We start from the raw sequence: 12,771 nt of genomic DNA on the forward strand, positions 1-12,771 counted from the left end.
CACGCTACTCCGCTCCCGGACCCGAACGGTGTACAGAGCCCGGGCCGGGTACCGGTCCCGGGAGGTGTGCCAGCCCCGGGCCGGGTACCGGTCCCGGGACGTGCACCGGGCCGGGCGCGGTATGGAAGGACTACGCGGCCCGGGACTCCCGGCCGTCCACCTGGCGCCGCCGGAGTGAGACCACCTCGGCGTCTTCGCCGGTGATACGCGGTGCCCTGATGTGACGGCCGCTGCCACCCTCGGCAGGCTCCCCGTTGATCCGAGAGAGCAGGACAGGGTCGGCGAGCGTCAGCGACGCCACGACGACGAGCCCGATGGCCAGCAGCACGATCCCGATGACGGTCATTTCCTCTTCCCCCTTCGACGTCTCAAGCATCCGTCGCGGGGGTTCGCCGCACCTCCGCTGAAGGACCGGTTCGCCGGGGCGGGGCTCGGTCAAACGGCCGATATGTCCCATCGTCCACCGGGATTAGGCTCGGGTGCCGTGGGGGAGAACAACCGGCTTGTCTACTGGATCCAGCGGCTCAGCGAGATCGCGCTGCTGTGCTGGCTCGGGCTGCTGCTCCTGTTCGACATCGCGATCGCGGCGACGGGGCCGTACGGGCTCCAGTTCCTCTCCCCCATCTGCGGCGCCTACGGGATCTACGCGGTGTGGCGGCGGCAGCGGAGCCGGGTGCGGCCCTTCGTGATCCTGCTGGTGCTGTCGTTCACCGCCACCCTCGTCATGGGGATCGTCAAGGAGGGCGGCATCCCCGGGCTCGCCGAGACGGGATCGCTGCTCATCCTCACCATCGGCGGACTGCGCTGGATCGAGCCGATCAGGAACGCCGTGGTGTTCGCGCTGGCCTCGATGATGGTGCTGGAGGTGTCGGCGGGCCGGACCGGACAGGACGACGCCTCCCTGGCCGGGGGCTTCCTGCTGTTCGTCGGCTGGTCCGTCGCGGCGGGCGTCGGCGCCTACCTGCGCTTCCAGCTGGAGCGCCGCAAGGAGGCCGTGCACTCCGTACGACGGGCCGAACGCCTGGAGCTCGCCAGGGAGCTGCACGACCTGGTCGCCCACCACATCACCGGGATCGTCGTGCAGGCCCAGGCCGCCCGGGTCGTCGCCGAGCAGAAGCCCGACGCCGTCCTGCCCGCGCTCGACGCCATCGCCGGGGCCGGGGCGGACGCGCTGACCTCGATGCGCCGCCTGGTCAGCGTCCTGCGCGCGGAGGACGAGGCCGCCCGCTCCCCCGGCACCCGCCTGACGGACATGCGCGCGCTCGTGGAACGGTTCTCGGCCGGCGGCCCGAAGGTGGCCTTCGAGATCGGCCAGGGCATCGCCGACGACACCCTGGCCCCCGAGGTGATGACCACCCTCCACCGGGTTCTGCAGGAGTCCCTGACGAACGTGCGCCGCCACGCCCCCGGCACCGCCTGGGTGGAGGCCGACCTGCGGCTGGCGGGACCGTGCGTACGGCTAGGCGTGCGCAACTACGGCTCGGCCGCCGACTCCAGGATCTCCGGCCTCGGCGGCGGCTTCGGCCTGGTCGGCATGGCCGAGCGCGTCGAAGCGCTCGGCGGCCGTCTCTACGCCGGGTTCACCCCGCAGGGCGCCTGGGAGGTCCTCGCCGAACTGCCTGCCCATGGCGACGCTGACGCGTCGCGGCTCGGGGGCTGATAACCGGCTCCCGCCGTCGTCACGTCCTCGCTCGTCCCTCGCTGCGGGCGCTCCTCCGTTGCTTCACCGGCGCCCCCTCACGGGCCCATGGCGACGCTGACGCGTCGCGGCTCAGCGGTTCGCCAGGAAGGCCAGCAGGTCCTGGCGGGTGAGCAGGCCCACGGGCTTGCCGTCGTCGAGGACCACGGCGGCGTCGGCCTTCTCCAGGGCCTCGACCGCGTGCGAGATGGGCTCGCCGGAGCCGATCATGGGCAGCGGCTGGGACATGTGGTCGGCCAGCGGGTCCTGGGGGCGCACACGGCCGCGGTAGAGGGCGTCGAGCAGGTCCCGCTCCACGATCGACCCGACCACCTCGGCGGCCATGACCGGCGGCTCCTCCTTCATCACCGGAAGCTGCGAGACGCCGTACTCCCGCATGATGGAGATCGCGGTCTCCACCGACTCGTGCGGGTGGGTGTGCACGAACTCCGGCATGCCGGATCCCTTGCCGCTCAGCACGTCCTTGACCAGGCCCTCCTCGGAGGAGGTCGTCAGGAAGCCGTAGTCGGCCATCCACTCGTCGTTGAAGATCTTCGACAGGTAGCCGCGGCCGCCGTCGGGCAGCAGGACCACGACCACGTCGTCCGGCCCGGCCTGCTGCGCCACGCGCAGGGCGGCGACCGTGGCCATGCCGCAGGAGCCGCCCACCAGCAGGGCCTCCTCGCGGGCCAGCCGCCGGGTCATGCCGAAGGAGTCCTTGTCGGAGACCGCGATGATCTCGTCGCAGATCGTGGTGTCGTAGGTGGCGGGCCAGATGTCCTCGCCGACGCCCTCGACCAGGTACGGCCGGCCGGTGCCGCCGGAGTAGACCGACCCCTCGGGGTCGGCGCCGATGACCTTCACCCGGCCGCCGGAGACCTCCTTGAGATAGCGGCCGGCACCGCTGATCGTGCCGCCGGTGCCGACGCCCGCGACGAAGTGGGTGACCCGTCCCCCGGTCTGCTCCCAGATCTCCGGCCCGGTGGAGTGGTAGTGGCTCTCGGGGTTGTTCGGGTTGGAGTACTGGTCCGGCTTCCAGGCGTTGGGGACCTCCCTGGCGAGCCGGTCGGAGACCGAGTAGTAGGAGTTCGGGTGGTCGGGCGAGACGGCGGTCGGGCAGACCACGACCTCCGCGCCGTAGGCCCGCAACACCGCGATCTTGTCCTGGGCCACCTTGTCGGGCACCACGAACAGGCACCTGTATCCGCGCTGCTGGGCCACTATCGCCAGGCCCACGCCGGTGTTGCCCGAGGTGGGCTCCACGATCGTGCCCCCGGGCCGGAGCTCGCCGGACTTCTCCGCGGCGTCGATCATGCGCACCGCGATCCGGTCCTTCACCGAGCCTCCGGGGTTGAAGTACTCGACCTTGGCGAGCACCTGGGCGGGCAGACCCGCCGTCACCTTGTGCAGCCGTACGAGCGGGGTGTTGCCCATCAGCTCCACGAGCGAGTCGTACACGCGCATCGTGTTGATCACCTCGAATTGCCAAAGCCGGGTCGGCTTGTCGTGTCGGAGACCGGTCCCCAGGGGGTCGGCGGGACGCGGCCGGTTTCCCCACAAAGCTACCGCCGAGCCGTACCACGTGACCTCCGGGCCGCACCGCCGCAGGCAGGCAGGTGAATCCGCGGACGGTCAGGGAAAGAAATGCCGTGTGATCTGGACACCCGGGGTGGCGCGGGCCGCCCGGCGCATCGCCGCGACCGCGGCGGTGGGAGGAGGCGGTCTGACCGCGCTCGGCGTGGCGACCTACGGGCTCCTGTACGCCCAGGGTGTCCTGGCCCGCCGTGTCATCGGCCGCCCGCACGGCCTGGACGGCCCGCCCTCCGACGGGGTCTACGGCGACTTCGAGGGCGAACCGATCCGCCTGGTCATGATGGGCGACTCCACCTCGGTCGGCCTGGGCATGACCGACCCGGCCGACACTCCCGGCGTCCTCATCGCGTGCGGTCTGGCGGCCGTGGCCGAACGGCCCGTCCGGCTCACCGTGACCGGCGTGTCGGGGGCGGCCTCCGCCGACCTCGGTGATCAGGTGGACCGGGCGCTCAACGCGAACCCCGACGTCGCGGTCATCTTCGTCGGCAGCAACGACATCAGCACGCAGACGCTCCCGGCGCAGGCCGTACGGCACCTGCAGAAAGCCGTGCGGCGGCTGCGCGAGGCCGGCGCCGAGGTGGTCGTGGGCACCTGCCCGGACCTCGGTACGGTCCGGCCGCTCGCGCAGCCTTTGCGCTGGGTGGCCCGGCGCTGGAGCCGGGAGCTCGCCGCCGCGCAGACCGTCGGGGTCGTCGAGGCGGGCGGGCGGACGGTGGCGTTCGCGGACCTCCTCGGGCCAGAATTCGAGACAAATCCCGGCGAAATGTTCGGACCCGACCGTTACCACCCATCTCGCCGAGGTTACCTACAAGCCGCTTACGCAGTGCTACCGTCTGTGTGCACCGCGCTGGAGCTGTGGCCCGAGCCCCGGCCTGCGCGCGGTGAGTCGATCTACCTCGCGGCGGCCAGAGCCGCGGAGGAGCCCGGCGCCGAGGTGTCCGCGACCCGCGTCGCCGGCCGAGCGACAGGTCCCCACGGACGGTGGGTGACACGGCTCCGTCGGCGGCCTGGAGCGCTGCCTCACGACGCCTGAGCTCGGCTACGCTCCGCGGCGATGTCGTTACGTCTCGCCTCATTGGAGTGGAATGCCCGTGATCCGGCCTCATGCGAAACCGGCTGTGGCGCTCATCGGAGCCCTGACCCTGGCCGGCTGCTCCGGCAGCGAAGCGGCCACGCAGGAGTACCCCACCTGGCACAACACCGAGCTGAACACGGTGAGCCGCACGGTCGTCGTCGGGGACGTCGCCATGGCGACGTCCATGAAGCCCGACGGGACGCTGGAGAGCGTGGCTCTCGACCTCGCCTCGGGCAAGCGGCTGTGGGCCTCCCCCGCGACCGTGACGGGCCGCCTGCCGGGGATGGGCGTGCCGCCTCCGGCGGTCGTCGAGACCGGCGAGAAGCAGACCATGGCGGTGACCCTGGACCCGTTCCGCAGGGGACGCTGGTACGCCCGGCTCGTCGGCCGCGACGCGAGGACCGGCGCCCAGAAGTGGGTCCGTCCGGTGCACTCGACCTTCGGTCCGCAACGGTGCGGGCCGTTCGTCTGCGTGCCGGAGCACACCGCGCTCTCGGCGGCCCGGGTCGTCGTGCTCGACCCGGCCACCGGCGCGCCGGTGTGGAAGATCCCCGGAATCGCCGAGGTGCAGTGGTCCGACGCCACCCGCGTGGTGTTCCTGCGCCTGGCCCGCAACCCCACTCTTGAGGCCTACGACCTGCGGACCGGCAAGCCCATCTGGCGCCAGCCGGTCGAACGGGCCCTCGGCCCCGGAGTGGACCTGTCGGGCGGCTGGTCCTTCGGCGCGACCTCGGACGACCTCGTCGGCTACATCGCTCCCTACACCAATCCCAGGACCAAGAGGGCCTCCACCTTCGGGATCTTCTCCGTACGGCTCTCCGACGGCGCGGTCAACTGGATGCGCCCCTCGGTGGTGCGCGTCTACCCCAGCGGCAATCCCGGCTACGCGCCGGTGGTCCGCCCGGTCGACCAGCGGGGCCAGTACGGCGGGTTCGCCCGGCTGGACGCCGAGAGCGGCCGGGTCCTCGGTCAGATCCCGGCGAGCCAGGTCCCCGGCGCGGGCTGGTGGCTGGCCTTCCCCGCCCGGATGGACAAGATCGGTTTCCTCCGCCACGGCAGGCCCGGGACCGCGTTCGACCTGGCCACCGGCAGGGACATGGAGGACAGGGAGCCGAAGGGCTGGTCCTTCTGCGTCACCGATCCCAAGCCGCTCCCCCTGAAGGATCAGCACCCCGGGTTCTACTCGGTGGCCTCGCTGTGCGAGTTCGACCTGGCCACCGGGAAACGTACGGCCAACGCCGGTCCCCCGCCCGGCTGGTTCACCGGGAGCCAGGGCGGCTGGCGGATCTGGCGGGACGAGCGGGGCGGACTGCACGCGGTCAACGACGCCACCGTCACCTCGCCCGGCATGTACGGATGATCTCTCCGGCCCCGATCGCGCCGCGGCATTGTACGGATGACCTCCGAACAACACACCCCTTTGGCATCACGTAACAAAGTTCTGTTTCTTCCACCCCCGGGTCATGATGGCCGGACTACCGGGGGGTAATCTCCGCAGGAGGAGCGATTAGCGAACACACCCGCGAGGGGGCTCCGGTGCATCAGCCGAGGCACGTCCGCAGCCGTGCTGCGGACACGACGAGGGTGAGAGCCGGTCTTTGAGCCTCCGAGCCGCGACGCGTCAGCGTTGCCATGACCACAGGAGAGCACATGCCCGAGGCAGTCATCGTCGCGACCGCGCGCTCGCCCATCGGACGGGCCTTCAAGGGGTCACTGAAGGACATCCGTCCCGACGACCTGACCGTACAGATGATCAAGGCCGCGCTGGCCAAGGTCCCCCAGCTCGACCCGGCCACCGTCGACGACCTGATGCTGGGCTGCGGCCTGCCCGGCGGCGAGCAGGGCTTCAACATGGCCCGCGTGGTCTCCACCCTGCTGGGGCTCGACACCGTGCCGGGCACCACCGTCACCCGCTACTGCTCGTCCTCGCTGCAGACCACCCGGATGGCGTTCCACGCGATCAAGGCCGGCGAGGGTGACGTGTTCATCTCGGCGGGCGTGGAGACCGTCTCCCGCTTCGTCAAGGGCAACTCCGACTCGCTGCCCGACACGCAGAACCCGCTGTTCGCCGAGGCGCAGGGCCGTACGGCCAAGGCCGCCGAGGGCGGCCAGACCTGGCGCGACCCCCGTGAGGACGGCGCGCTGCCCGACATCTACATCGCGATGGGCCAGACGGCGGAGAACCTCGCCGGGATCAAGGGCGTCTCCCGCCAGGAGCAGGACGAGTTCGGCGTCCGCTCCCAGAACCTGGCCGAGAAGGCCCTCTCCAACGGCTTCTGGGAGAAGGACATCACCCCGGTGACCCTGCCGGACGGGACCGTGGTCAGCAAGGACGACGGACCCCGCGCCGGCACCACCTACGAGGCCGTCTCCCAGCTCAAGCCGGTCTTCCGCCCCGACGGCACGGTCACCGCGGGCAACTGCTGCCCGCTGAACGACGGCGCCGCCGCGGTCATCGTGATGAGCGACACCAAGGCCGCCGAGCTGGGCATCACCCCGCTGGCCCGGATCGTCTCCACCGGCGTGACCGGCCTGTCCCCCGAGATCATGGGGCTGGGCCCGGTCGAGGCCAGCAAGCAGGCCCTGGCCCGGGCGGGCATGTCCATCGGCGACGTGGACCTCGTCGAGATCAACGAGGCGTTCGCCGCCCAGGTCATCCCGTCCTACAAGGACCTGGGCATCGACCTCGACCGGCTCAACGTCAACGGCGGCGCCATCGCGGTGGGCCACCCGTTCGGCATGACCGGCGCCCGGATCACCTCCACTCTGATCAACAGCCTCCAGTTCCACGACAAGTCGATCGGCCTGGAGACCATGTGCGTGGGCGGCGGCCAGGGCATGGCCATGGTCCTGGAGCGCCTGAGCTAGTCCGTCAGCCGTGGACGTCGGGACCGGCCCGGGTGATGTCGAAGCGCACGATCACCCGCCGGTCCCGTTCCATGGCCGCCCGGTAGTCGTCCCAGTCGGGGTGCTCTCCGGAGATGTCGCGGTAGTAGCTCACCAGGAGGTCCATCGCCTCCGGCAGCGAGACGATCTCCGCCGTCCCCTCGATCTGGATCCACTCGCCGAAGAAGGCGTCCGTGGTCACGCAGAGCGCCACCCGGGAGTCCCGGCGGAGGTTGCGGACCTTCGCCGCGGTCTCCCGGGTGCTGATGATCGCGCGCCCTTCGGCGTCGAGCCCCACGGTGACCGGAGAGAGCTGAGGTCTCCCGTCGACGTGCCAGGTCAGCATGACCGCGCGGTGGTTGGAGCGGAGGAATTCGCGTGCCTTGTCGAGATCCATGATCCCCATCATCCTCGGACAGGCGGGAGAGCGCAGCACCGGGTGAGCACGGGATCCACGCCGTGAGCTCCGTCCCGTGGGACGCACGCCACGGGATCCGCCCCACGGGATCTGCCCCATGAGATCCACGCCGTGGATCCACGTCCCCGGAGGTGCGCAGGTACGCGAAAGCCCGCACCACCCGGTGGCGGCACGGGCCCTCGGAGAGAAGACGGCTGCTTACAGGTGGTGGCGGCGCTGCCGCTCGTGCTCGTGCACGATGGCGGCGGCGTAGCCGTGGGTCAGCCCGTGCTCGTCTGCGAGCCAGTTGGCGCGTTCGTCACAGCGGAGGAACGACGGGCCGTTGTCGATGGCTTGAAACCACTCTGGGAGTGCGCGTCCCGTGATGTCTGGGACTCTTGCGATCAGCTTGCTCTGCGTCTCCGGTGAGTGGTTCAAGGACATGGGCACCTCCACGGATAGGGCTCCTTGGATTGACAGTGCATCACGGAACCGCAGATAGCAAGACCCGGCGACACGCTCCTGTCACGCTTCGGTTGGCTTCGGTCGCGTTTCGTTCACAGATGTCCCGAGTTCACGGCAGAAAAGAACCCCGCCGGAGCGGCTCCGGCGGGGTTCCCGATTTCGATGGTGATCGGCTGTCGGCCGCCGGTCACCCGGTCCGGCCGACCACCGGTCAGTCGTCGCCCGAGAAGTAGCTCAGCAGGCGCAGGACCTCCAGGTAGATCCAGACCAGGGTCATGGTCAGGCCGAAGGCCATCAGCCAGGAGTACTTCGCCGGGGCGCCGTACTTCACGCCCTGCTCGACCTGGTCGAAGTCGAGGAGCAGGAAGAAGCAGCCGACGAGGATCGCGGCGATGCTGAAGACGATGGCCAGCGGGCCGCCCGAGCGGATGCCGATGCCGTCCTCGATGAAGAAGCCCGACACCAGGTTGACGAGCATCAGGCCCATCAGGGCCAGACCCGCCGCCACGACGAACTTGGTGAACTTCGGCGTGACCCGGATGATCCGGAGCGAGTACACCGTCAGCATCGCGGCGAAGGCCAGGGCCGTGCCGACCACCGCCTGGAAGACGATGCCGTTGTAGAAGTTGTTGTACAGGTGGCTGATCACACCCACGGCGACGCCGTAGGACACCGAGTAGCCGAGGATCAGAGCCGGGTTGGTGCTCTGCTTGAAGGTGATGACCAGGGCCAGGATGAGCCCGACGATCACACCGGCGAGCGCCGCGCCCATGCCCAGGTTGAGGATCCAGGCCACGGCGGCCGAGGCGACCAGCGTGCCCAGGGTGATGAATCCGCGCACGACCACGTCGTCGATGGTCATGGTCCGCTGCGCGGGCGGTGCGTACGACGGGCTGTCGTACATCCCCTGAAGCTGCTCAGGGGTCGGGGTCGGATATCCCCCGGGCTGCTGGCCCTGGGGTATCCGGTTGAATACGGGGTTCTTGCTTTCCATCGCTGCCTCCACGCTGCGACCTACGCGATCAGCGTATTAGATCGGTTGTCACACGGCCGTATCGTGCCTGTATCTATATTTTCGTGTGCGCGGCCGTACGGCTACCGCCGACATCCTCAACGCGTGGCCTGCGCTGCTAGTTCCCGGCTTCCCCATCCTCCTCATCGATCTCCCGCCGGAGTGGCACCGTACCCTCCCCCCGTCACGGATCACGCCCTCTTTCCCGCAACTTCTCCGGCGCTCCGCGCATCCAATGCTGCGGAGGAAACCGCGCACGGCAGGGGGACGGATGGCGGCGGGGCCGATCGGCGACGACTTACCTCGATCGGGGGCGGGCCACCCGGACGCGGGAGGTGTCGGCCGGGCCGGGCCGTCCACCGCCGTCGCGGGCGGGACGAGCCTGAACGTGGCCGTCGCGGGCGGGACGAGCCTGCGCGCGGCCGTCGCGGGCGGCCGTGTGATCACCGGGGACGGCCTGCTCCGGCTGGGGACGGCGATCGCCGCGGCACTGGCCGTGGTCCATGACGCCGGCGTCGCCCACCGGGGCGTGAAGCCGGACAACGTGCTTCTCGGCCCGGACGGCCCGCGGCTGGTCGGCCTGGGCACCGCCCGGACGATGGAGACGGCGGGGACGACCGTGACCGGGCCGGTGACGGGCGTGCGGACCTCCATGCCGCCGGAGGTGTTCACCGGTCAGCGGGCCGGAACCGCGGCGGACGTGTTCGGCTGGGGCTGCGTCATGGTGTTCGCCGCGACCGGCGAGGACCCGTTCCACGCCGAGAGCCTGGGCTGCCTCATGCACCGGGTGCTCTCCGTCGACCCCGACCTGAGCGCGATCCCCGCTCCGCTCCACGACCTGGTCGCCGCCGCGCTGGCCAAGCAGCCCCACGCCAGGCCCACCGCCCGGCATCTGCTGGCGGCCCTGACAGGCGGCGGGTCGCGGAGGCATTCCGGGGGATGATCACAGTTGGGTAACCCTCAGGTCCTCGTATCCGCATTCCGCCGGAGGAGCCGCGGAGGGCCGGCGCCGGTCGTGGACAGCCGGACGTCCGGAAGCGATCCCCGGTGGCGTGTCCGCTGGTCAGAGGCATTCTCCTGGCAAAAGGCATGAGTGCCCCCGGCGGGACTCGAACCCGCACTACGACCCTTTTAAGGGGTATGCCTCTGCCATTGGGCTACGGGGGCGCCGCAATCATACGTAACGGAACACTCGGACGTAACTACTCATGTCACCTGTCTCACCGCCTTCTGGGCAACACGGTAGACGGCCCGGGTGCCGGTGACACGGTCGAGAAAGAGAACTCCGTCGAGATGGTCCAGCTGGTGCTGGATGCAGCGGGCCTCGAAGGCGTCGGCGTGGACGGTCAGGGGGGCACCGCTGCCCGGGTGCTCGCCCTGGATCGTGATGCGGGTGGCGCGGGGGACGCCGCCGGTGAGGCCCGGCACGGACAGGCAGCCTTCCCGGGCCGTCTCCCAGTGGGAGGCGGACACGAGGCGGGGGTTGGCGACGACGAACTCCCCGGCGCAGGAGCGGGTTGCGGGGTGCCGCCCGGCGTCGACGGAGAACAGCCGCCAGCCCAGACCGATCTGGGGCGCGGCCAGGCCCGTGCAGCGCGACCGCCGCATGGTGGCGAGCAGGTCGGCCGCCGCGGCGACGACCTGCGGGTCGGTGGGGTCGACGGGCAGGGCCTTCGCGGTCAGGACGGGGTGGGGGGCGCCGATCAGCTCGCGGCAGACACCGCCCGGCAGCGCCTCCCGGGGGGCGCCGGCGGCCATCAGAGCACCTCCGCCTCGGCGGGGCGGAAGGTGATCTCACAGCCGAGACCTGCGCCCACGGCGGACAGATGGCGCATCAGGGCGGCCACGTCCACCTTCTCGGGCAGCCTCACGTCCGCGATCAGGACGTACAGCCGTCCGCACAGGTGAGTGGTCATGCCGGTGACGACCCCGGAGGCGCCGGCGAGCGCGCCGCTGATCTCCGAGACGATGCCGGGCCGGTCCGGGCCGTGGACCGTGAGGACGTAACCGAGGCCGGCCGTGTCCCCGGCAGAGCGGCGAGGGGTCACCTCGGTGGCGGTCACGGTCAGCCCGGGGAAGGCGGAGGCCGGCGGGACCTCGCCGGAGACCAGCAGCATCATCGCGACGTGGCCGCCGAGCAACGTCATCGCCGAGTCCTCGATGTTCGCGCCGGACCGGGTGATCGCCGAGGTCACCTCGGCGATCACCCCCGGCCTGTCGGCCCCCAGCACGGTGACCGCCGACCAGCTCATCCGCGACTCCCTCCGGCCCGGGCTGGGGCTCGGCGAGAGTCAGCGACGCATCCCGAGGCGACCCAGCGGCTCCTCCCTCGGGTGCCCGGACTCAGGCCGTGGCCGCCGCGCGGAACTCCGCCCGCGGCTCTTCGATCTCTCCGAGCGAGACGGTCTCCCGCTTGAAGAACAGCGCCAGAGTCCAGTCGGCCATGACGCGGACCTTGCGGTTCACGGTGGGCACCCGCGACAGATGGTAGGTGCGGTGCATGAACCACGCAGGCAATCCACGAAGCTTGACCCCGTAGACGTTGGCGACGCCCTTGTGCAGGCCCAGCCCCGCGACCGATCCGACGTACTTGTGTCGGTAATCGACCAGTTCCTTCCCGTGCAGGTGCCGGGTGATGTTGTCGGCGAGCACCTTGGCCTGCCGGACCGCGTGCTGGGCGTTGGGCGCGCAGTACTGGCCCGGGTTGGTCACGTCGGGGACACCGGCCACGTCTCCCGCGGCGAAGGCGTCCTTGGCCCCCACCACGGTCAGCCGGGTGCTCGTCTTGATCCGGCCGCGCTCGTCCAGCGGCAGGTCACCCGCGTTCGCGACCGGGCTGGGCTTCACGCCCGCGGTCCACACGATGGTGGCCGCCTCGAACTCCTCGCCGTCGGAGAGCTTGACCAGGCCTCCCTCGCAGGACTCCAGGCGGGTGTTCATCTTGACCTCGATGCCGCGCTCGCGCAGCTGCTCGGCGGTCCACCGGCCCATCTCCGGACCGACCTCCGGCAGGATCCGGTCGGTCGCCTCGACCAGGACCCAGCGCATGTCCTCGCGCTTGATGTTGTGGTAGTAGCGGACCGCGTCGAGCGCCATGTCCTCCAGCTCGGCGAGGGCCTCGATGCCCGCGAACCCGCCGCCGACCACGACGAACGTCAGCGCCCTGCGGCGCACGGCCTCGTCCTCGTTCGTCTCGGCCCGGTCGAGCAGCCCGAGCACCCTGTTGCGCAGGGCGATCGCCTCGCCGACCGTCTTGAAGCCGATCGCGGCGTCGGCCAGGCCGGGGATCGGCAGGGTGCGGGAGACCGAGCCGGCGGCCATCACCACGAGGTCGTAGGAGATCTCGTGGGGGGTGCCGACGTTCGGCTCGAACGTCACGGTCTTGCCGGCGTGGTTCACCTTGGTGACCTTGCCGTTGAGGATCGTCGCCTTCTTCAGGACCCGGCGGAGCGGAACCACCACGTGCCGCGGAGAGAGGTTGCCCGCAGCCGCCTCGGGCAGGAAGGGCTGGTAGGTCATGTGGGATTCGGGAGTGAGAACGGTGATGCGCACGCTGCCGTCGCGCAGCTCCCTGCGGAGCGTGCGCTGGAGCCGTAGCACCGTGTAGAGGCCGACATAGCCGCCACCGACGACCACGATGTGCTTGGAGTTGCGGTTCACTTCGG

General features: G+C 70.6%; 13 protein-coding genes and 1 tRNA gene. 5 read left to right on the top strand and 9 right to left on the bottom strand.

The window, feature by feature from the left end:
- Positions 1–130 precede the first annotated feature (130 nt).
- Positions 131–346, bottom strand: coding sequence for a hypothetical protein (locus tag IEZ08_RS27590; RefSeq protein WP_068927237.1), 216 nt, complete (start codon positions 344–346; stop codon positions 131–133).
- A gap of 138 nt (positions 347–484) precedes the next feature.
- Here IEZ08_RS27590 and IEZ08_RS27595 point away from each other — a divergent pair, with 138 nt between their 5' ends.
- Positions 485–1,660 (top strand): sensor histidine kinase, encoded by a 1,176-nt coding sequence (locus tag IEZ08_RS27595; protein ID WP_068927238.1) that lies wholly within the window; start codon positions 485–487, stop codon positions 1,658–1,660.
- Positions 1,661–1,771: 111 nt separating this feature from the next.
- On the opposite strand, the gene IEZ08_RS27600 is transcribed toward IEZ08_RS27595, so the two are convergent.
- Positions 1,772–3,142 carry a cystathionine beta-synthase gene (locus tag IEZ08_RS27600; RefSeq protein ID WP_068927240.1) on the bottom strand — a complete coding sequence of 457 codons (1,371 nt, stop codon included), beginning with the start codon at positions 3,140–3,142 and terminating at the stop codon, positions 1,772–1,774.
- A gap of 187 nt (positions 3,143–3,329) precedes the next feature.
- Here IEZ08_RS27600 and IEZ08_RS27605 point away from each other — a divergent pair, with 187 nt between their 5' ends.
- From IEZ08_RS27605 to IEZ08_RS27615, 3 genes are all read left to right on the top strand, one after another.
- Positions 3,330–4,304, top strand: a complete 975-nt coding sequence (locus IEZ08_RS27605; RefSeq protein WP_068927242.1) for an SGNH/GDSL hydrolase family protein — start codon at positions 3,330–3,332, stop codon at positions 4,302–4,304.
- A gap of 85 nt (positions 4,305–4,389) precedes the next feature.
- The gene (locus tag IEZ08_RS27610) at positions 4,390–5,706 is read left to right on the top strand and encodes a PQQ-binding-like beta-propeller repeat protein (protein WP_229803554.1); all 1,317 of its coding nucleotides are present in this window, start codon (positions 4,390–4,392) and stop codon (positions 5,704–5,706) included.
- A gap of 290 nt (positions 5,707–5,996) precedes the next feature.
- The gene (locus IEZ08_RS27615; RefSeq protein WP_068927245.1) at positions 5,997–7,214 is read left to right on the top strand and encodes an acetyl-CoA C-acetyltransferase; all 1,218 of its coding nucleotides are present in this window, start codon (positions 5,997–5,999) and stop codon (positions 7,212–7,214) included.
- 4 nt (positions 7,215–7,218) lie between these two features.
- Here IEZ08_RS27615 and IEZ08_RS27620 read toward each other — a convergent pair whose 3' ends face one another.
- From IEZ08_RS27620 to IEZ08_RS27630, 3 genes are all read right to left on the bottom strand, one after another.
- Entirely contained in the window at positions 7,219–7,629 is a 411-nt protein-coding gene (locus IEZ08_RS27620) for a PPOX class F420-dependent oxidoreductase (protein WP_068929196.1), read from the bottom strand.
- A gap of 219 nt (positions 7,630–7,848) precedes the next feature.
- A complete protein-coding gene (locus IEZ08_RS27625; RefSeq protein WP_068929197.1) occupies positions 7,849–8,073 on the bottom strand; it encodes a DUF4287 domain-containing protein in 225 nt (74 codons plus the stop codon).
- Between the two features lie 232 nt (positions 8,074–8,305).
- On the bottom strand, positions 8,306–9,088 hold the full coding sequence (locus tag IEZ08_RS27630) for a Bax inhibitor-1/YccA family protein (RefSeq protein WP_189243288.1): 783 nt from the start codon (positions 9,086–9,088) through the stop codon (positions 8,306–8,308).
- A gap of 289 nt (positions 9,089–9,377) precedes the next feature.
- Between IEZ08_RS27630 and IEZ08_RS27635 the strand changes: the two genes are divergently transcribed.
- Positions 9,378–10,049 (top strand): protein kinase domain-containing protein, encoded by a 672-nt coding sequence (locus tag IEZ08_RS27635; RefSeq protein WP_189243289.1) that lies wholly within the window; start codon positions 9,378–9,380, stop codon positions 10,047–10,049.
- A gap of 151 nt (positions 10,050–10,200) precedes the next feature.
- On the opposite strand, the gene IEZ08_RS27640 is transcribed toward IEZ08_RS27635, so the two are convergent.
- From IEZ08_RS27640 to IEZ08_RS27655, 4 genes are all read right to left on the bottom strand, one after another.
- Positions 10,201–10,273: transfer RNA gene (locus IEZ08_RS27640), tRNA-Leu, on the bottom strand.
- A 39-nt stretch (positions 10,274–10,312) separates the two neighbouring features.
- Positions 10,313–10,864, bottom strand: a complete 552-nt coding sequence (gene def / locus IEZ08_RS27645) for a peptide deformylase (RefSeq protein WP_068927250.1) — start codon at positions 10,862–10,864, stop codon at positions 10,313–10,315.
- On the bottom strand, positions 10,864–11,358 hold the full coding sequence (locus IEZ08_RS27650; RefSeq protein ID WP_068927252.1) for a glycine cleavage system transcriptional repressor: 495 nt from the start codon (positions 11,356–11,358) through the stop codon (positions 10,864–10,866). Before IEZ08_RS27650 ends, def begins: the two co-directional genes overlap by 1 nt.
- Before the next feature lie 91 nt (positions 11,359–11,449).
- Complete coding sequence (locus tag IEZ08_RS27655) at positions 11,450–12,766, bottom strand: NAD(P)/FAD-dependent oxidoreductase (protein ID WP_068927254.1); 1,317 nt, start codon at positions 12,764–12,766, stop codon at positions 11,450–11,452.
- Between the last annotated feature and the right edge of the window lie 5 nt (positions 12,767–12,771).

Origin of the sequence: Planobispora rosea (assembly GCF_014648175.1) — a bacterium.
Classification (GTDB): domain Bacteria; phylum Actinomycetota; class Actinomycetes; order Streptosporangiales; family Streptosporangiaceae; genus Planobispora; species Planobispora rosea.